This window comes from Limnohabitans sp. DM1, assembly GCF_001269385.1.
Taxonomy (GTDB): Bacteria; Pseudomonadota; Gammaproteobacteria; order Burkholderiales; family Burkholderiaceae_C; genus Limnohabitans_A.
Genome location: NZ_CXOO01000062.1, coordinates 43,899 through 63,337, shown reverse-complemented (window position 1 = coordinate 63,337; position 19,439 = coordinate 43,899). Strand labels below are relative to the sequence as shown.

General features: G+C 62.4%; 18 protein-coding genes. 9 read left to right on the top strand and 9 right to left on the bottom strand.

Annotation, left to right across the window (positions count from 1 at the left end; translation table 11 throughout):
- The first annotated feature begins 156 nt into the window (after positions 1-156).
- Genes surE through rlmD form a run of 5 tightly spaced genes read left to right on the top strand, consistent with a single transcriptional unit; the run spans position 157 to position 4,841 of the window.
- Positions 157-927 (top strand): 5'/3'-nucleotidase SurE, encoded by a 771-nt coding sequence (surE, locus tag AMM33_RS20170; protein ID WP_090143028.1) that lies wholly within the window; start codon positions 157-159, stop codon positions 925-927.
- A complete protein-coding gene (locus tag AMM33_RS20165) occupies positions 924-1,715 on the top strand; it encodes a protein-L-isoaspartate(D-aspartate) O-methyltransferase (protein ID WP_090143027.1) in 792 nt (263 codons plus the stop codon). Before surE ends, AMM33_RS20165 begins: the two co-directional genes overlap by 4 nt.
- A gap of 17 nt (positions 1,716-1,732) precedes the next feature.
- Positions 1,733-2,569, top strand: coding sequence for a peptidoglycan DD-metalloendopeptidase family protein (locus AMM33_RS20160; protein ID WP_194945610.1), 837 nt, complete (start codon positions 1,733-1,735; stop codon positions 2,567-2,569).
- Positions 2,570-2,583: 14 nt separating this feature from the next.
- Entirely contained in the window at positions 2,584-3,372 is a 789-nt protein-coding gene (locus AMM33_RS20155) for a 3'-5' exonuclease (RefSeq protein ID WP_090143025.1), read from the top strand.
- Between the two features lie 41 nt (positions 3,373-3,413).
- Positions 3,414-4,841 carry a 23S rRNA (uracil(1939)-C(5))-methyltransferase RlmD gene (rlmD, locus tag AMM33_RS20150; protein ID WP_090143024.1) on the top strand — a complete coding sequence of 476 codons (1,428 nt, stop codon included), beginning with the start codon at positions 3,414-3,416 and terminating at the stop codon, positions 4,839-4,841.
- A 76-nt stretch (positions 4,842-4,917) separates the two neighbouring features.
- Here rlmD and AMM33_RS20145 read toward each other — a convergent pair whose 3' ends face one another.
- The gene (locus AMM33_RS20145; protein WP_090143023.1) at positions 4,918-5,613 is read right to left on the bottom strand and encodes a Bax inhibitor-1/YccA family protein; all 696 of its coding nucleotides are present in this window, start codon (positions 5,611-5,613) and stop codon (positions 4,918-4,920) included.
- Between the two features lie 185 nt (positions 5,614-5,798).
- Between AMM33_RS20145 and AMM33_RS20140 the strand changes: the two genes are divergently transcribed.
- Positions 5,799-6,206 (top strand): GlcG/HbpS family heme-binding protein, encoded by a 408-nt coding sequence (locus AMM33_RS20140; protein WP_090143046.1) that lies wholly within the window; start codon positions 5,799-5,801, stop codon positions 6,204-6,206.
- Positions 6,207-6,311: 105 nt separating this feature from the next.
- Here AMM33_RS20140 and ilvD read toward each other — a convergent pair whose 3' ends face one another.
- Positions 6,312-8,012: a dihydroxy-acid dehydratase gene (gene ilvD, locus AMM33_RS20135; RefSeq protein ID WP_090143045.1), complete on the bottom strand. Its 1,701-nt coding sequence runs from the start codon at positions 8,010-8,012 to the stop codon at positions 6,312-6,314.
- Positions 8,013-8,114: 102 nt separating this feature from the next.
- On the opposite strand from ilvD, the gene lgt reads away from it, so the two are divergent.
- Positions 8,115-8,921, top strand: coding sequence for a prolipoprotein diacylglyceryl transferase (gene lgt / locus AMM33_RS20130; protein ID WP_090143044.1), 807 nt, complete (start codon positions 8,115-8,117; stop codon positions 8,919-8,921).
- A 72-nt stretch (positions 8,922-8,993) separates the two neighbouring features.
- Positions 8,994-10,376, top strand: coding sequence for an alpha/beta fold hydrolase (locus tag AMM33_RS20125; protein ID WP_090143022.1), 1,383 nt, complete (start codon positions 8,994-8,996; stop codon positions 10,374-10,376).
- A 60-nt stretch (positions 10,377-10,436) separates the two neighbouring features.
- Here AMM33_RS20125 and AMM33_RS20120 read toward each other — a convergent pair whose 3' ends face one another.
- A complete protein-coding gene (locus tag AMM33_RS20120; RefSeq protein ID WP_090143043.1) occupies positions 10,437-10,904 on the bottom strand; it encodes a winged helix-turn-helix transcriptional regulator in 468 nt (155 codons plus the stop codon).
- A 128-nt stretch (positions 10,905-11,032) separates the two neighbouring features.
- On the opposite strand from AMM33_RS20120, the gene AMM33_RS20115 reads away from it, so the two are divergent.
- Positions 11,033-12,343 carry a D-amino acid dehydrogenase gene (locus AMM33_RS20115; protein ID WP_090143021.1) on the top strand — a complete coding sequence of 437 codons (1,311 nt, stop codon included), beginning with the start codon at positions 11,033-11,035 and terminating at the stop codon, positions 12,341-12,343.
- A gap of 12 nt (positions 12,344-12,355) precedes the next feature.
- Here AMM33_RS20115 and AMM33_RS20110 read toward each other — a convergent pair whose 3' ends face one another.
- From AMM33_RS20110 to AMM33_RS20085, 6 genes are all read right to left on the bottom strand, one after another.
- Complete coding sequence (locus AMM33_RS20110; RefSeq protein ID WP_090143020.1) at positions 12,356-13,816, bottom strand: amidase; 1,461 nt, start codon at positions 13,814-13,816, stop codon at positions 12,356-12,358.
- Positions 13,817-13,837: 21 nt separating this feature from the next.
- Positions 13,838-15,298 (bottom strand): amidase, encoded by a 1,461-nt coding sequence (locus AMM33_RS20105; RefSeq protein WP_090143019.1) that lies wholly within the window; start codon positions 15,296-15,298, stop codon positions 13,838-13,840.
- Positions 15,299-15,403: 105 nt separating this feature from the next.
- The gene (locus tag AMM33_RS20100; protein WP_194945607.1) at positions 15,404-16,381 is read right to left on the bottom strand and encodes a Bug family tripartite tricarboxylate transporter substrate binding protein; all 978 of its coding nucleotides are present in this window, start codon (positions 16,379-16,381) and stop codon (positions 15,404-15,406) included.
- 135 nt (positions 16,382-16,516) lie between these two features.
- Entirely contained in the window at positions 16,517-17,587 is a 1,071-nt protein-coding gene (locus AMM33_RS20095; RefSeq protein WP_090143017.1) for a M14 family metallopeptidase, read from the bottom strand.
- The gene (locus AMM33_RS20090) at positions 17,584-18,459 is read right to left on the bottom strand and encodes a DMT family transporter (RefSeq protein WP_090143016.1); all 876 of its coding nucleotides are present in this window, start codon (positions 18,457-18,459) and stop codon (positions 17,584-17,586) included. Before AMM33_RS20090 ends, AMM33_RS20095 begins: the two co-directional genes overlap by 4 nt.
- Positions 18,456-19,427, bottom strand: a complete 972-nt coding sequence (locus tag AMM33_RS20085; RefSeq protein WP_090143015.1) for a helix-turn-helix domain-containing protein — start codon at positions 19,425-19,427, stop codon at positions 18,456-18,458. The genes AMM33_RS20090 and AMM33_RS20085 overlap by 4 nt, the downstream gene beginning before the upstream one ends.
- Between the last annotated feature and the right edge of the window lie 12 nt (positions 19,428-19,439).

Sequence of the window (19,439 nt, the reverse complement as noted above, 5' to 3'; positions counted from 1 at the left end):
AGATACTCCTTTGTGAATGTGTTCAGTGGTGGGCATCTTAGGCAATGCGGCTGTTGTATTCATGTCCCCCTAGCGACCTCTCCTGTGCCAGCCCATTCATGGCGCTTGTGGGGTGCAAGCGGGCCTCTACAATCAACACTCTCACTGGGACACCGCATGAAAATTCTCATCTCCAACGACGATGGATTCCGCGCCGAAGGCATTGTGGCGCTGTACAACGCGCTCAAAACCATCGCAGACGTGGAGGTCGTGGCCCCTGAGCACAACAACAGCGCCAAGTCCAACGCGCTGACTTTGCACACCCCTTTGTATGTGCACCGTGCAGACAACGGTTTTCGCTACGTGAACGGCACGCCTGCTGACTGTGTCCACATCGCACTGACCGGCTTGCTGGGCTATCGCCCTGATCTGGTGGTCTCGGGCATCAACAACGGCGCCAACATGGGCGATGACACCGTGTACTCCGGCACGGTGGGCGCGGCCATGGAAGGCTATTTGTTTGGCATCCCCTCCATGGCCGTTTCCCAGATTGAAAAGGGATGGGCGCATGTGGACGCCGCCGCAGAAACAGTCAAAACCATTGTTCAGCAGATGAAGGCAGCCGCGATGCTGGATCCCAAGCCTTGGTTGTTGAATGTGAACATTCCCAACTTGCCCTTGGCGCATATTCAACCGGCCAAGTTGTGCCGCCTGGGCCGACGCCATTCGGCTGAACCTGTCATCACGCAAGTCGACCCGCGTGGACAGACCATGTACTGGATTGGCAACGCCGGTGCGGCCATGGACGACAGCGTGGGCACGGATTTTCATGCGGCCAGCCACGGTCATGTGGTGGTCACGCCGCTCAAGGTGGATTTGACGCATCATGAGCAGTTGGTTCAGTGGTCTGACGCTTTCGGGCGTCTGAACGTTGGGGCCTTGACATGAGTCAGCGCCCGGGCTTTCCCGTCAAACTCGCTGCCACTGACCCCGCGCCATCGCGACGCAGTTCGGGGTCTGTGGCTCCCGCAGCACTCGGTCTGTCGGGCGCTGTGGCGGTGCCACGCATGCCCTTGGCGCCGACCGGTCTGGGGCTGGACTCCGGAGCGGTGCGTGCACGCATGGTGCGACTGCTGGCCCAGCAGGGCGTGCGCGATGCGCGGGTGCTGGAAGCCATGGGCCTGGTGGAGCGCCACCGATTTGTGGAAAGTGCACTGGTGGGCCAAGCCTATGAAGACACCAGTTTGCCCATAGGCCTGGGGCAGACCATCTCCAAACCCAATGTGGTGGCCCGGATGCTTGAGCTGCTGTGCCAGGGGACAAGCGGAAAATTGGGCCGGGTGCTGGAGATTGGCACCGGTTGCGGCTACCAGGCCGCCGTGCTCAGCCATGTGGCGACCGAGGTCTACAGCATTGAGCGTTTGCGTGGTCTGCATGAAAAAGCCCGTGATAACCTGCGCCCTTTGCGTGTGCACAATGTGCATTTGATTTTTGGCGATGGCATGTTGGCTTATCCCCAAGGCGCGCCTTATGCAGGCATCATTTCTGCGGCAGGGGGGGATGACATTCCCCAAGCCTGGCTGGATCAGCTGGCCATGGGGGGGCGGCTGGTGGCCCCAACTGTCACAACCGCAGGCCAGCAGGCGCTGGTGGTGATCCATAAAACCCCCCGAGGTTTCGAGCGGCAAGTGCTCGAAGCTGTGCATTTTGTCCCTCTAAAATCGGGCGTTGCCTGAACGATTGATTCCCCATGATGACTTTCAATAGCGCCCGATCCGTGGTTTTGACAGCTTGCGCTGTCGCCGTGCTTGCGGCTTGCTCGTCTTCCTCCCGGATCCCGGCGCCTGTAGAAGACCGCCTGGGCGCAGGGCGCCCCCCAGCGGGCGCCGCAGCGCCCCTTGCCGCCAAGCCCTTGCCGGGGGCCGAGAATGCAGGCAAACCCGGTTATTACACGGTGCAACGCGGCGACACCCTGATGCGCATTGGTCTGGACAGCGGTCAGTCCTGGCGTGATCTGGCGCGCTGGAACAGTCTGAGCAACCCCGATGTGATTGAAGTGGGCCAGGTGCTGCGTGTGGTGCCACCTGGGGCCGCCGTTGAAACCTCCGGCGTGGTGGTGCGACCCGTTGCGCCATCGGGGGAATCCACGGCAACCACAGCGGCTGCCAAGCCTGCCGCTGTGGTCCCGTCGCCCGCCACCCCAAGCAGCGCCATCAACGACGAAGGCCTGGGCTTCATTTGGCCAGCCAACGGCTCGCTGCTGGCGGGTTTTGATGAGTCCAAAAACAAAGGCCTTGACATTGCAGGCAAGGCGGGTGACCCAGTGCTGGCCTCTGCCGATGGTCAGGTGGTGTATGCCGGGGCAGGTTTGCGCGGTTATGGCAACCTCATCATCCTCAAGCACAACAACACCTTTTTGACGGCCTACGCGCACAACCAGGAATTGCTGGTCAAAGAAGACCAGAAGGTGCGCAAAGGCCAAAAAATTGCCGAAATGGGTAAGTCTGACGCCGACCGTGTGAAGCTGCACTTTGAGGTGCGCCGCCAAGGCAAACCCGTCGATCCCGCCAAATTCTTACCCGCCCGCTGAGGCGCAAGGCGCGCATGCCCTGGCCCGTCCTGGTTTTTGACATCGAGACCGTGCCCGACATGGCCGGTTGGCGGCGTTTGAACGGTGCTGCGCCAGAACTGACCGACGCCCAACTTCATGCCCAATGGCAGGCGGAACGTGCCGCCAAGGGGCAAAGCGACTTCATGCCGCTTTATCTGCAACGCACCCTCGTGATCAGCTGTGTGTTTCGCAACGCCGACGGCTTGCGTGTGCACTCGTTTGTGGACCGCGACGGCCACAGCGAAGGCCGCATCATCCAGACGTTTTTCAATGCCATCGACAAGCATTCACCCCAGCTGGTGAGCTGGAATGGCAGCGGTTTTGACCTGCCCGTGCTGCACTACCGGGGCCTGCAGCACGGTGTGGTGGCTGACAAGTATTGGGACATGGGCGACGATGACCGCGAGTACAAGTGGAACAACTACATCTCGCGCTACCACATGCGCCACCTGGACCTGATGGACTTGCTGGCCAAATACACCCCCAAAAACAACGCGCCCATGGATGCACTGGCCAAGCTGTGCGGCTTTCCGGGCAAGCTGGGCATGGACGGCTCGCAAGTCTATGCGCAGTATCTGGCGGGGCAGACCGAAGACATTCGCCGCTATTGCGAAACCGATGTCATGAACACCTACTTGCTGTATTGCCGTTTTCAGAAAATGCGCGGCGGCCTGACCGAGGGCGAATACGCGCAGGAAATCGATTTCGTCAAAAACAATGTGGCCGCTTTGGCCAGTGCGCAAGAGCCCCATTGGCAGGAATATCTGCAAGCCTGGGCCTGATGCCCCGAAAGATCGGCCTTGTGTCCTGAGACAATCGGGGCATGAGCGAACAACAAGATCTTTCTATTCCCCCCAGCGAAAGCCCCAGCAGCGACGATTTGCCCGAAGGTTGGCTGCGCGTGGGCGCCCTGGACATGGATGCCCAAGGCATCGCCCGCCGCCCTGACGGCAAAGTGGTGTTCATCGAAGGCGCCTTGCCCTTTGAGACCGTCTCGGTCAATGTGCACCGCAAGAAAAACAACTGGGAGCAGGGCGTCGTCACCGACATCCACCAAGAATCGTCCCAGCGCGTGCGCCCCGGCTGCCCCAACTTCGGCCTGCACAAAGGCGCCTGTGGGGGTTGCAAGATGCAGCACCTGGAAGCGTCAGCCCAAGTAGCCGTCAAACAGCGCGTGCTGGAAGACAACCTCTGGCACTTGGGCAAAGTCAAACCCGAAACCATGCTCCGGCCCATCGAAGGGCCGACTTGGGGTTACCGTTACCGTGCCCGCATGTCGGTGCGCTACGTGCTCAAAAAAGGCGAAGTGCTCATTGGCTTTCACGAACGCAAGAGTCGCTACATCGCCGACATGAAAGTCTGCCCGATCCTGCCGCCGCATGTCAGCGCCATGCTCATGCCCTTGCGCGCCTTGATTGCCCAAATGGAGGCCCGCGAAACACTGCCCCAGATCGAGTTGGCCTGCGGCGACTCTGTCACCGCCCTGGTGCTGCGTCACTTGGAGCCGCTGTCAGACAGCGACAAACAGCTGCTGCGCGCCTTTGCCGCCGAGCATGGCGTGCAGTGGTGGCTGCAGCCCAAAGGGCCAGACACGGTGCATCTGCTTGACGAGGGCGGTGCGCAGCTGGCCTACAGCCTGCCCGACTTTGGCGTGCACATGCCGTTCAAGCCGACTGACTTTACCCAGGTCAATCCTTACATCAACCGCGTGATGGTCTCGCGTGCCCTGCGCCTGTTGGGCGCTCAAAAGACCGACCGCGTGATCGACTGGTTCTGCGGCTTGGGCAACTTCACGCTGCCCATTGCCACCCAGGCGGGCGAGGTGCTGGGCATCGAAGGCGCTGAAGCCCTGGTGGCCCGCTCGCGCCAGAATCTGAAGCACAACCAGGCCCTGCGCGCAGGGCTTGGCTCGCTGGCCCGCACCACTTTTGTGGCCCGCAACCTGTTCGAGATGACCCCGGCCATGCTGGTGGCTGATGGCATGGCCGACAAATGGCTGGTCGATCCACCGCGTGAAGGGGCGTTTGCCCTGGCCAAAGCCCTGGCCGAGCTGCATGAAAACCACGAGTTGCGCCAGGACTGGACCCCGCCCCAACGCATCGTTTACGTGAGCTGCAACCCTGCCACCCTGGCCCGTGATGCAGGTTTGCTGGTGCACCGCGCCGGTTACCGCTGCGTGGCTGCAGGTGTGATCAACATGTTCGCCCACACGGCGCATGTGGAAAGCATGGCGGTGTTTGAGCTGGCCTGAGTAGCAGCGCACAACATGAAAAAAGGCTCCCGAAGGAGCCTTTTTGTTTGGTGGTATTACCCAATTTGCATGCAGGTCAGTCGCGTTCGCCGCCCATGATGCCCAGCAAGGCAAGCAGGCTCTGGAACACGTTGAAGATGTCCAGATACAGGGCCAGTGTGGCGCTGATGTAGTTGGTTTCGCCGCCGTCGATGATCTGTTTCAGGTCATACAGCATGTAGGCGCTGAAGATACCGATGGCCATGACCGAGATCACCATCATGCCCACGGTGGAGCCGATGAACACGTTGATGATGCCGCCGATCATGATGGCCAAGGCCCCCACAAACAGCCATTTGCCCATGCCTGAAATGTCACGCTTGATGGTGCTGGCCAGGCTGGCCATGACAAAGAAAACGCCTGCCGTGCCCGCGAAGGCGGTCATGATCAGGTCTGAGCCGTTCTTGAAGCCCAGCACCATGGCGATCATGCGCGAGAGCATCAGGCCCATGAAGAAGGTGAAGGCCAGCAGCACGGGCACGCCCGCAGCCGAGTTTTTGGTTTTCTCGATGGCAAACATGAAGCCGAAGGCACCGGCCAAGAAAACGATCAGGCCAACGCCGCCAGACAGTGAGCGGGTGATGCCGGTGGTCACGCCCAGCCAGGCGCCCAAAACGGTGGGCAGCAGGCTCAGGGCCAGCAGCCAATAGGTGTTGCGCAGCACGCGGTTGCGTGTCGCCAGATCGGTGCCATGGCCCCAGTCTGTAGTGTTCAGTGTGCGAAGGTCGCTCATATAAGTCTCTCCTGTTCAAACCCTGATTTCAGGGCCATTACATTGTAGGGTCGCCCTTGCAGCTGGGGCAATGTCCGCACGGACATGGGGTTATCCGGGTGAATCAGTTTTGCTTTCAAGTGTGAAATACCGGTTCGCATGGGCGTGTATGCTTGCCCTTTTATTTTTTGCATCTCTTTGACACCATGAAAACACAATCTGTCCTCGAACTCTCTGACGTGCAAGCCATTGCCGCAGCTGCTCAAGCCGAAGCCCAGAAAAACAACTGGAACGTCAGCATTGCCATTGTCGACGCTGGCGGCCATCTGCTGCATTTCCAGCGCCTCAATGGTGCGCCTCCTATTTCGTCGCACATTGCCCCGGCCAAGGCTCACACGGCAGCTTTGGGTCAGCGCGAGACCAAGGTGTATGAAGACGTCATCAACGGCGGCCGTTACTCTTTCTTGTCGGCGCCCGCTGTGGAAGGGATGCTCGAAGGTGGCGTGCCGATCATGAAGGACGGTGCCTGCCTGGGGGCTGTTGGCGTGAGTGGTGTCAAGTCGAACGAAGACGCCCAGATCGCCAAAGCCGGTATTGCCGCCATCGGTCTGTGAGGGTCTGTTTGGGCAGTCTTGTGCTGTCCTGATGGTTTTACCTTGCGCCATTGACCCACAAAAAAGCCGCTGTCAAGCGGCTTTTTTGTGGGCGTCAAGAACGCATCAATACAGGTCGAGCACAGCGCCTTTGCTGGCGCTCGATGCGTTGAAGGCAAACTTGGCCTGCACGCCACGGGTGTAGCGGGGCTCGGGGGCTTTCCAGCCTTCACGGCGCTTGGCAATTTCGGCCTCAGGCACGTTCAGCTCCAGAATCAGCTTGTGCGCGTCGATGGTGATGCTGTCGCCCTCGTTCACAAAGGCGATGGTGCCGCCTGCTGCGGCTTCTGGGGCGACGTGGCCCACCACCATGCCCCAGGTGCCGCCGGAGAAACGGCCATCGGTGATCAGGCCCACGCTTTCACCCAGACCGGCACCGATCAGCGCGCCCGTGGGGGCCAGCATTTCGGGCATGCCGGGGCCGCCTTTGGGGCCGAGGTAGCGCAAAACCATCACATCGCCTGCTTTGATCTTGCCCGCCAAAATGGCTTCGAGGGCCGATTGCTCGTCGTCGAACACACGGGCCGGGCCGGTGATGACCGGGTTTTTCAGGCCGGTGATCTTGGCCACAGCACCTTCGGGCGACAAATTGCCCTTCAAGATGGCCAAGTGGCCTTGTTTGTACATGGCGTTCTCGATGGTGTGGATCACGCTTTGCTCGGGTGGCGCGTCCGGCACATCTTTGAGCACTTCGGCAATGGTCTGGCCGGTGATGGTGATGCAGTCGCCATGCAACAAGCCCGCGTTGAGCAAAATTTTCATGACCTGAGGAATACCGCCTGCCTTGTGCAAGTCAACGGCCAAGGCCTTGCCGCTGGGCTTGAGGTCGCACAGCACAGGGGTGCGCTGGCGGATGCGTTCGAAGTCGTCGATGGTCCACTCCACGCCTGCGCAATGCGCGATGGCCAAGAAGTGGAGGACCGCATTGGTGGAGCCCCCGGTGGCCATGATCACGGCCACGGCGTTTTCAATAGCCTTGCGGGTCACGATGTCACGCGGCTTGATGTCTTTGCGGATGGCTTCCACCAGAACGCGGGCCGACTCCTTGGCCGACTCGACTTTTTCGTCGTGCACGTTGGCCATGGTGGAGGAGTAGGGCAAAGAGATGCCCAGCGCCTCGAAAGCCGAGGACATGGTGTTGGCGGTGTACATGCCGCCGCAAGAACCCGTTCCGGGAATGGCGCGTTTTTCGATTTCTTTCAGGTCAAAGTCGCTCAACTTGCCCGCAGCGTTTTCGCCCACGGCTTCAAAAACGCTCACGATGTTCAGGTCTTTGCCTTGGTAGCGGCCCGGCAAAATGGTGCCGCCGTACACATAAATGGCGGGCACGTTGGCGCGCAGCATGCCCATCAGGCCGCCGGGCATGTTCTTGTCGCAGCCGCCGACCACCAGCACGCCGTCCATCCACTGGCCTTGCACGCAGGTTTCCACGCAATCGGCGATCACCTCGCGCGACACGAGCGAGTACTTCATGCCCTCGGTGCCCATGGCCATGCCGTCCGAAATGGTGGGGGTGCCAAACACCTGGGCGTTGCCACCGGCTTCTTCAATGCCTTGGATGGCCGCGTCGGCCAGTTTTTGCAGGCCGCTGTTGCACGGGGTGATGGTGCTGTGGCCGTTGGCCACACCCACCATGGGTTTGACGAAATCGCCCTCTTCGTAACCCATGGCGTAGTACATCGAGCGGTTCGGGGCACGGGATTTGCCCTGGGTGATGTTGGCGCTGCGGCTGTTGATGGGGGTGATCGGGATGATTTTGTCGCTCATGGTGGTGTCTCTGTAGAAGCCAAAAGAAGGTCGCAGCATTCTAACGGGCGCTTGACGGGCCTTTGTGTCCAAGAGGAGCCCTAGCCAGTGCACAATCCGGGCATGCTGATCCATCCTCAAATTGACCCCGTCGCCTTGCAACTGGGCCCCTTGGCCATTCATTGGTACGGCTTGACCTATCTGGCCGCGTTTGCCCTTTTTTACTGGCTGGGCACCCAACGTCTCCAACACATGCCCTTTGCCCGGCTGCCCGAGTGGACGCGGCGGGACATCGAAGACATCCTGTTCCTCGGTGTGCTGGGGGTGGTGCTGGGTGGGCGCATCGGCTACTGCCTGTTTTACAAACCCGGCTACTACGCAGCGCACCCGCTGGAGGTCTTTGCCATCTGGCAAGGGGGCATGAGCTTTCACGGGGGCATGCTGGGCGTGATCGCATCCATGGTCTGGTTCGCCTGGACACGCAAGCGGCCATTTTTGCAAGTCATGGACTTTGTGGCGCCTTGCGTGCCCACCGGGCTGGCCGCAGGCCGGGTCGGCAACTTCATCAATGGTGAACTCTGGGGGCGTGTGGCCGACCCTTCCTTGCCTTGGGCCATGCTGTTTCGTGGGGCGGGCGATCTGCCGCGCCACCCTTCGCAAATTTATCAATTTCTGCTTGAAGGCATTTTGCTGTTCGTGCTGCTGTGGCTTTACGCCCGCAAGCCCCGGGCGCAAGGTCAGGTGTCCGCAGCCTTTTTGTTCGGCTATGGCGTGTTCCGCTTTGTGGCCGAGTACTTCCGCGAGCCCGATGCGCATCTGGGGCTTTTGAGCCTGGGCATGAGCATGGGGCAGTGGCTGTGCGTGCCCATGATCGTCTTGGGCGCGGCCATGTGGGTCTGGTTCGGCCGGGCAACGAACAAGCCTCACTGACGCGCAGGAGTCAGGCTTTCGGCCGGGCTTGCACGACGATGTGTGCTTTGCCAAGCACACGATTGGAATGCCATGAACCTTCAGCGTCGCTCATTGGGACTTGTCTCAGCCGCCTTGCTCCTCCTGAGTGCTTGCGCAGGGCTTGCGCCCAGCACACAGGCAAAGCGAACACCGATCGTGTTTGTGCACGGCAATGGCGACTCTGCAGCCCTGTGGCAGACCACTGTCTGGCGTTTCGATTCCAACGGCTGGCCGACAGACCATTTGCACGCGATTGATGTGCCATACCCTCTGGCGCGGGATGCTGACAACAAAGCGCAAGCCGGGCGATCGTCCACCCAGGAACACATGGCCTTTTTGCGGGATGAAGTTCAGGCCGTCTTGCGCCGAACCGGGGCAAGCCAAGTGGTTTTGGTGGGCAACTCGCGTGGCGGCAATGCGATTCGCAACTTCATTTGCAACGGTGGCGGTGCCGCCGTGGTCAGTCACGCCGTGCTGGGCGGCACGCCCAACCACGGCGTGCAGGCCATTCCTGGCCTGAATGAGGCCAACGAATTTTCAGGCACAGGTCCGTTCCTCAAGCAACTCAATGCCCCCAAAAATGCCCAAGGCGATGAGGTCTGTGGCCCCACACGCTGGATGACCATCCGTTCGGACAACAACGACAAATTTGCCCAGCCCGATGGTTTGTGGCTGGGCATGAAAGGCAAGCCCACCATGGTGGGTTTTGATGGCCCCGAGCTCAAAGGGGCCACCAACGTGGTCATTCCCAAAATTGACCACCGGGAAACGTCTTACTCCCAAGCCGCCTTTGAAGCCACTTACCGATTCATCACAGGTCAAGCGCCAAGCTCGCGTTTGGTTCGGCAGACCGAGGTGGTGCTGAACGGCAAATTGGTGGGCCTGGGCCTGGACCCGATGGACGCGGGCAGCGGCAACTTCGTCAACAACCTGCCTTTGCGCGGCGCTCGTATGGAGATTTTTGCCACCGACGCGGCCACCGGCCAGCGCCAGGGGCCAGCGGTCCACGCCCAAACCACGGGAGATGATGGGCAGTGGGGGCCTTTTCGGGGGCGTGGCGACACGGCGTATGAGTTCGTGATCCAGGCGGCCGGTTACGCCACCACGCACATTTACCGCAGCCCATTGCCCAGATCGAGCCAATGGCTGAACATGCGGCCAGAGCGTGCGAATGACGCCGACCGGGCAGCGCAGGCGGTGCTCAGCTTCACGCGGCCCCGTGGGTATTTCGATCCGGGGCGCGACACCATGAGCCTGGATGGGCAAAGCAGCTTGCCCGGCGTGCCGCCTGGAGCAGGGGTCGCATCAAGTCGCTTGCGCTTGAACGACAGCACGCAGCGCAGCGTGGGCGCCAGCTTCCACGGCGAAAAAATCGTGGGTTTGACCTGGCCCATGGCCCAGGGCCACACCACCGTGCTCGAATTGAGCGATTGAGCGCAGCGCACTTCTGTAGAGGGCTTGCCGTGCCGATTGAAACCGAGTCTTTGCTTGAGCTCAGCGGTCCAGTGGCAGGACCGTGCTTTCCTTGATTTCTTCCATGACCACATAGCTGTTGGACTGTGCGGGCACCGGGATCTTGTCCAAGATGGCACCCAGCAGCTCCCGGTAGTCATTCATGGCGCGCAAACGGGCCTTGACCAGGTAATCGAAGCTGCCCGAGACCAGGTGGCATTCGAGCACGTCGGGCATCAGGCCCACCTCGCGCCGCACGGTCTCGAAGACCTGCGGCGATTTTTGTGACAGCGTGATCTCAATGAACACCAGCAGCGGCTTGCCCAGCTGAACCGCGTCCACACGGGCGTGGTAACCGGTGATCAGGCCTTGCCGTTCGAGCCGCTTGATGCGCTCCGAACAGGGCGAGGTGGACAGGCCCACCTGTTCACCCACCTCGGTGACTGACATGCGGCCGTTGCGTTGCAGTAAATCCAGAATTTTGAGGTCGATGCGGTCAGGTTCGGACATTGTGCTGTGAAGGCCTGCAATGAGGCCTTTCAATCAGAAGAAATTGTGGACATTAGACATGAATTCAGGAAAATATTCTGTCATGAATCCATAACATCACCTGATCTCAAGTCAATAGCGAGGCTGACATGAAAGTTATGGTGTTGGGTGGTGGCGTGATCGGGGTGAGTACGGCGTGGGCTTTGTTGCGCCAGGGGGCCGAAGTCACGCTGGTGGACCGCCAAAACGGGGTGGCGATGGAGACCAGCTTTGCCAATGCGGGGCAGGTGTCGCCGGGCTATTCCACGCCCTGGGCCGCACCGGGCATCCCGCTCAAAGCGCTGAAATGGCTGTTTCAGACCCATGCACCGTTGGCCATCCGAGCCGATGGTAGCTTGTTCCAATGGCGCTGGATGGCGGCCATGCTGGCCAATTGCTCAGCCGACCGCTATGCCGTCAACAAGGAGCGCATGATGCGCCTGTCCGAGTACAGCCGGGACTGCTTGCGGGCCTGGCGTGCCGAAACCGGCATTGACTACGACGCCCGCAGCCAGGGCACCTTGCAGCTGTTTCGCAGCCAGGCCCAGCTGGACGCTGCGGCCCGCGATGTGGCCGTGCTGCAAGAATGTGGCGTGCCGTTCGAGCTGCTGGATGCCGCCGGGGTGGTGGGCGCGGAACCAGCACTGGCAGTTGCCAGCGCGCCGATCTCGGGTGGCCTGCGCTTGCCCAACGATGAAACAGGCGATTGCCATGTGTTCACCCGCCGGTTGGCAGAACTCGCCTGCGCCCAGGGCATGACACTGCGCAGCGGCTGTACGGTGCAAGCGCTGCAGGGGGACGGCCAACGCGTCACGGGGGTGAGCGTGGTCAGTTCGGCGGGCGGTGAGGGCGAGTTGCTGCAAGCGGACGCGGTGGTGCTGGCCGCAGGCAGCTATTCGCGGGACTTGCTGCTGCCGTTGGGCCTGGACATTCCGGTGTACCCGGTCAAGGGCTATTCGCTCACCATGCCGCTGCGTGATGCCTCCTTGGCACCGCAGTCCACTGTGCTGGACGAGACCTACAAGATCGCGCTGACGCGTCTTGGCGATCGCCTGCGTGTGGGGGGGATGGCCGAGCTGGCCGGGTTTGATCTGCGCCTGAACCCGCGTCGCCGCGCCACGCTCGAAAAAGTGACGCGTGAACTCTTTCCGGGTGGTGACCTGACTCAGGCTCAGTTCTGGACCGGCTTGCGCCCCATGACGCCTGACGGCACGCCACTGGTGGGGGCAACGCCGCTCAACGGTCTGTACCTCAACACGGGTCACGGCACACTGGGCTGGACCATGGCCTGCGGCAGTGCACAGCTGCTGGCCGATGTGATCTCAGGTCGCCAGCCGGCCATCCGCACCGAAGGGCTCGACATAGGTCGCTACGGTGCACGGGGGGTCACAAGCCGCCCGGGTCGGCTGGCGGCAGCCTGAGATGACAGAGGCTCAAGCGGGCCGCTTTTGCAGCCAGTCGCCACGCACCGCTTCGTAGGCCGCAGCCACTTGCAGCAAAGCCAGATCGCCTTGCGGTTTGCCGATCAGCTGCACGCCCATGGGCCAGCCGTGTGTCGGGTGAAAGCCTGCGGGCAGACTGATGGCGGGCAGGCCTGCCAGGGTGGCATAGATCGTGCACTCCATCCAGCGGTGGTAGGTGTCCATGGCGCGTGCGCCGATGTGTTGTGGCCAGCGCTCTTGCAGTGCAAACGGCCAGGTCTGCGCCACGGGCAGGGCCAGCACGTCGTATTGGCCGAACAGGCCGAGCAGGTGCTGATAGAACGCGCTGCGCGTCTGGCTGGCCTGCATGAAGTCCATGTAGGAAAGCTTGACCGAGTTCTCGTGCTCCCACAGGGCCTCGGGTTTGAGTTGGTCTTGGGCTCCCGGAATTTGCAGCAAGGCCGCCACCTTGGGGCCGACCAGCGCACGGCGCCAGACCAGCCAGCAGTCCCACAGGGCTTGGGCGTCAAAGGCCAGACCGATGGCGTCCACATGGGCGCCCTGGCCCGCCATGTGCTGCAGCGCGTCTTGGCACACGTCCAGAATGCCGTCCTCCATGGCCAGGTGGCCGTTCAGGTCGCCCAGCCAGCCTATCCTCAGGCCTGGCAGGCCAGGCAAACCGCGCAGCGCATCGGTTGTGTACGTCAAGCCTGACGCATCGACGCTGCCATTGATCGACAAAGGCTGGCGGGCGTCATGCCCTGACTGCGTGGACAGCAGGCGGGCGAGGTCGCGAACGCTGCGGGCCATGGGGCCTTCGGTGCCCAGCTGGTCCACCCACACATCGACCCCGGGGCCAAAGGGCACGCGGCCTTGCGAGGGGCGCATACCGAAGATGTGGTTCCAGCCCGCTGGGTTGCGCAGGCTGCCCATGAAATCCGAGCCGTCGGCCACGGGCAGAAGACGCTGAGCCAGCGCAACGGCCGCGCCGCCGCTGCTGCCGCCCGCGCTCACCGCCGTGTCCCAGGCGTTGGGTGTCGCCCCAAACAAGGTGTTGAAGGTGTGCGAGCCCAGGCCCAGCTCGGGCATGTTGGTTTTGCCAATCACGATGGCCCCGGCCGCCTTCATGCGCTCGGTCATGATGCTGTCTTTGGTGGGCAGGGCTGCTTGCAACACGGTGCTGCCAAAGGTGGTCGGAAAGCCCATGGCGTGCCCGGTGTCCTTGATGGCCTGCGGGATGCCGTGTAGCCAGCCGCGCGACTGACCTTTGGCCAGCTCGGCATCGCACTGGCGCGCCTGTGCCAGCAGCGAATCGGTCGATGCCAGATTGACGATGGCGTTGAAGCGCGGGTTCAGCCGCTCGATGCGTTTGAGGTAAGCCTGCATCACTTCGGTGCAGGACACTTGCCGCTGGTGGATGCGCTCGGACAGTTCGCTGGCGTTGAAGTCGGTGATTTCAGTGAGGTCGGACATGTGCAGGGGGATTTCTGAGGTTCAAGCCAGGTGTGGTGGCGGCACAAAGCCGCACCATTCGGTTTCAAGCCAGCGGGCCATGTTCAGGCACAGCGGATCGGCAAAACTGTTGCCGATGATTTGTGCGCCGACGGGTAAGCCGCCAGGGCTTTGACCGATCGGGATGGCGGTGGCGGGCAAGCCCACCACGCCGGGGTAACCCGCCCAGAACAGGCTGTCGGTGTGTGGCTGGTCCTGGCCGTTGACCTGCAGCAGGCGCTCCCAGCGCTCGCCTTGCTGGTTGTGCAAAAAGGCGGGCGATGTGGCCACCGGGGTGATGAGCAGGTCCACCGACTCGAAGTAGCTTTGCCACTGCGCCCGCAGCACGGCGCGTTGCTGGTCAAACTCGACCCAGTCGCGGTGCGTGAGCGTGCTGCCGCGCCAGACGCGTTCGCGCATGGTGTCGAGCGCCGGGTCGGCTTGCTGGCCCAGGGCCTGAAAGCGGGCAAAGGTCGCGTCGTCGAGCCACGCGCCCGTGGCCGCACGAAGCAGGTACGAATACACGCGGTGCGACTGTGCGCTGTCCACCGGGCGGTGGTCGTCCAAGACGGTCACGCCCCGGGCGCGCAAAAAATCGGCGAGCGCGTGCAGCCGGTCCTGGATGCTCTGGTCTACCCGCGCCTCGAGGTCGTCGTAGACGATGGCCACTCGGCACTGCCGCAGCGGCTTGTCGTTGCGACGCCACTGCGCGGGCGTCCAGCCCAGCGTGCCAAACTGCTGCAGCGGCGTGGTCAGTACCTGCATGGCCAGCTGCAGGTCTTGCGCGCTGCGCGCCAGTGGCCCGGCCACGGCAATGTCCAGGCTGTCAATGGAGCGCACGCCCGGCAGTTGATGGCCTTGCATGGGCACCACGCCCCAGGTGGGCTTGTGCCCATACACGCCGCAGTAATGCGCAGGGTTGCGGATGGAGGCACCAATGTCGCTGCCCACCTCCAGCGGGGTCATGCCTGCGGCCAGCGCCGCGCTGGCCCCGCCCGACGATCCGCCAGGCGAGCGGCTCAGGTCCCAGGGGTTATGGGTCGTGCCATAGACCGGGTTGAACGACTGCCAGTCGCCCAAAGCCACCGGCACATTGGTCTTGCCAAACACCACAGCCCCGGCGTCCAGCAGGCGCTGCACGGCCACGGCCGGTTGTTGTGCGATGTTGTCCTTGTACTGAGGAAAGCCCCAGCAGGTGGGCGTGCCCGGCAAATCAAACGACTCTTTCACCGTCATGGGCAGTCCGTGCAGCAGCCCCCAGTCCTCGCCACGGGCACGCGCCGCGTCGGCTTGGGCAGCGCGTTCGCGGGCGGCTTCAAAGCTGCGCACCACCACCGCGTTGATCGGGCCATCGTGCTGCGCCACGCGGGCGATGTGCTGCTCCAGCAGTTGGGTGCTGGTGACTTCGCCTGCGTGCAGGCGGGCCATCATTTCGGTGGCGGTGTTGTAAGTGAAGTCGGTCATGCGGGGCAAGAGGGGCTGGAATGAAAAAACCCGGGCATGTCACGAGGGGTGAGCATGTCCCGGGTGGCGCGAGCGTCAGCGCTTGTGCGCTGCGCCCTCAGGGCTTCACTGTGGCTCGACGTTGGCGGCCTTGAACAGTGCGCGGTAGCGGCTGACTTCCTGGGTGTAGAACTTGTCCAGATCGGCCACGCTCATGCCTGCAGGCACTTGGCTGCCGGTGGTGGTCATGCCTTTGACGAAGGCCTCGGACTTGATGGCCTCGTTCATGGCCTGGTTGAGCTTCTGAACCACGGCGTCGGGTGTGTTTTTGGACACCTGCAGACCGATCCAGATGTCAAAAATGAAGTCGGACATGCCGCGTTGAGCGCTGATCGGGGCGGCTTCAGGCAGTTGTGGGTGGGGCGCGGTGGAGGTGATGCCGATGATCTTGAAGCGGTTGTCCTTGACCATGCCGATGATGGGACCTGCGACCGGCACGAAGGCCATGTCCACGTTGTTACCGCCCAGATCGGTGTAGATCTGCACGGCCGCTTTGTAGGGCACGTGCAGCAGGTCCAGGCCCGTCAGCGTCTTGAAGCGCTCGCCCATGATGTGGTACAGCGAGCCCTGACCGATGCTCGCGTAACTGACCTTTTTGCCTTTGGCCCAGGCCAGGAATTCGGTCAGGTTGTTGACGGGCAGGTCCTTGCGTACGGCCAAGCCGATCGAAGTGCGGCCCAACAAGCTGGCCAGGCGCACTTCTTCGGGTTTGAACTTGACGGCCGACAGGGCCAGCGGTGCCATCACCAGCTCCATCGGGGTGCCGAGCAACTGATAGTAGCCATCGGCCGGAGCCGCCAACACCTTCTGGATGCCCAAAGCGCCGCTCACGCCGCCCAGGTTTTCGACCATCATTTTCTGGCCCAGGCTTTTTTCGTACTCGACCTGCACCAGGCGGGCCACCGCATCCGAAGGGCCACCTGCAGGGTAGGGTACCATCACGGTGACCATCTTGTTGGGAAAGCCCTGCGCTGAGGCGCTGAGCACCACCAGGCTGCTCAGCAGGCCCGCGAGCAGGCTGGAAATCGTACGGCGTGAAATCATGGGTTCGTCCTTGTTCGTCCAGTTGAAGGTGGAGCGGTTGCCGCCCCGGGTCAGGACCACAGTCTGAACAAGATACGGGTTTGACGTTATCGAAAAATTGCAATCTCTGGGCTGGGTTTTCCCGAGAAATGCGGTTCAGCGCGGGGTGGTCAAGCCCTGTACCGCCTGTCGGGCCGCTTGCAGGCCCTGCTGCCAGACCTGTTCTTGCCACGCAGGCGAGGGCGGGTTGAAGGCCAACAACATGTCGGCTCGGATGGCGCGGTGCTGCTCGGGCGGGGCCTCGGGGTGCAGGGCCAGCCAGTGGTCAGCCCGCATGGCCTGGATCATTTGCGCCAGTGGCAAGGTGCCAAACTCCAGGCAAATGCCGGTGTATTGAGCCTGTGGGCACTCTTCGTAAATCGCCATTTGGATGGGCCCGGACAGGGGCACGCTTTGGGAGGTGCCTGTGTCAACCGATGTGATGTCTGGCCCCCACCATTGGCGGGCGCGTTCAAGTGTTTCGCCGTTGTCGGTGCAGGCAAAAATGCGCTCGCCGTGGCCGTGTGGCCCCAAGCCCGTGTGCAGGTCGATCCAGGCGATCTGGCGGGCCTGACCCAAATGGGTTCGCAGCACCTGCCGGAATGTGCGGTGACTCCAAGTGGGGGCCAGGCCTCCGAACCAGACGCCTTGGGGAAACTGGTACTGCCCGCTGGTGATGGCCCGCTGCATGCGGCGCTCTCCCCAAGCTTCGGCCTGGGCTTGCAAAGATGCGCTGGCCTCTGGGCTGGGCGGCCAGTGGGTTGGCAGCAGCAGGTCGTGAACCTGGGCGTAGTCGGCGTTGACTGGCAAGGGCTGGGCAAAGTCGATGAAGTTGCGGTTGAGGTCGACGTTGTCTTCGTTGACGCGCCGCGCATGCGAGAAGCCATGCGGGTTGACCGCATGCACATGCACCACGGCCACACCGGGCGGCAGCGAGAGGCTGCGCAGCAAACCGGTCTGGATGGCCGAGCCGCAAAAGCCTTCGATGCCGTGCACCGCGCTGGTGGTCATCAGCACCTGGGCGGCATCGGCCGGGCCGTGGACGGCCACGTCCATGGTGAGTTCTTCACCCTCTGCGCCCATCAAAGGCCATGCATAACGGTGCAGCTGCGCCCCACGGGCGTCGGCAGCCATTGCAAAACGCGCACGGGCCTCGCGATAGCTGGGGCTGAAAAGCGGTGTGCTCATGGTATGGCCTTGCGTTGGTTCAGCCAGCCAGCCGCCAGGCCAAAGCCCGCGATCATGCCCATGCCGCACAGGGCCAGAGCATCCGGCAGGTGGTCAAACATCCACCAGCCGCCCAGCGCAGAAAAACCGATGGCTGTGTACAGGTAGGGCGACAAGACCGAGGCGGGCGCTTTGGAAAACGCCAGCACCGTGAAATACTGGCCGTAAGAGCCCGCCAGCGCCACCAAGCCCAGCAGGGCCAAGTCTGGCCAGGACATCTGGTCCGGCCAGAAAAAAGGCACTGCGGCCGACATGAGCGCAAAGCCCAGCACGCTGGTGCACAGCTGAATGGTGAGTGGTGAGTCCTGCCGCGCCAGGTAGCCCGTGAGGGTCTGAAAGCCGGTGTAGCAGACCACCCCCATCAACGCCAGACTGGCGCCCATGGGGTCCACATCACCGCCCGGGCGCACCACCAACAAGGCACCTGCCATGCCGCCTGCCACGCACAGCCAGCCCAGCCAGGACACGCTTTCCTTCATCACAAATCGGGCTACAAAAGTCACGGCCAGCGGTACCAGACAATAAATGGAGGTGAACTCGGCCACGGGCATGCGCTGCAAAGCGCCATAGCCAAACACGCTGCCGCCCACGACCAGCGCGCCGCGCAGCAGTTGCAGCCGCCACTGCCGTGTGCGCCACAGTTCGGGCGAATGCCTGCGCCAGATCGTGGCGCTGACCAGCACGGTCTGCAGGGCGTAGCGCGTCCAGATGATGATGACGGGCGCCACGCTGAGCATCAGCTTTTTGCTCAGGGTGTCTTGCGTTGACAGGCAGGCCATGGCTGCGACCATGGTCAGGATGGCGGTGAGCTGGGTTTGGCGGTCGGTGCTCATCGCTTGTGCAGCGTGTCCGAAGGCAGTTCGCCAAACAGGTGACGGTAGTCCTGCGCGAACTGGCTCAGGTGCCAAAAGCCCCAGTGCGAGGCGATGTCCTGGATGGTCACGCCCGGGGCGGCTTGGCGCAGGGCGCGGCGCACGCTGTTCAGGCGCAGCGAGCGCAGGTACTTGATGGGTGTGGTGCCCAGAACGTCCTGAAAGCAATAGTTGAGCTTGCGCCGGCTGGTGCCCAAGCGGCTGCACACCTCCAGGATGGACAGGGGCTCGTCGGCATGGCCCAACATCAACTCGCAGGCGCTATCGACCAGCTTTTTGCGCCGCTCCAGGCTGGGCAGCTCGGAAGTGTCAACCTGAGCGGGCAGGGCTTCGAGCCATTCCATCAGGATCTCATCGCGCAGTTGGCGCAGGGCCTGAGGGTCGTGTTGGCGGTGCGCCAGGGCGCTGGCCTGGTCGAGAACAGTGAGTTGCAGGTCGCGCAGGTTCTGCGCCTTGATGGCGGTGGTTTGCAGCACCAGCTGCTTTTCAAGCCAGTGCGCCAGAGGCTTTTGGTACATGCGCTCCCAAAGCGGGTTGAGCAGGCTGCGGTTGACGACCACCGCAATCAGGGTGAAGTGCGGCGGGGTGGTCAGGTCGACCTCGTCGCCCTTGCCACACATGATGGCGTGGGCCGGCACCCGCTGGCCGTTGAAAAACAGATCGGCCGAGTCCTGCAGCGCCATGGCAAAGCCGTACACGCTCTCGTCGAGTCGCCCGCGCTCGCGCAGCGCGATGCTGGTGTCTTCGCGCAGCAGGGTCACTTCTGGCAGTTGCACCTGGTGGATGCGCCCCTTGAACTGGCCGGGCGAGAGTTGTTCGTACTGCAGCGCCCAGGCCTGTTGGGCCAGGGCGTGCTTGTCCATGTCCTGGGTGTCCAGCACCTGGACCCAGGGCGAATCGGGTGTGGTGGCTTGATGGAAGGATGACAAAGCGAGGGGGAC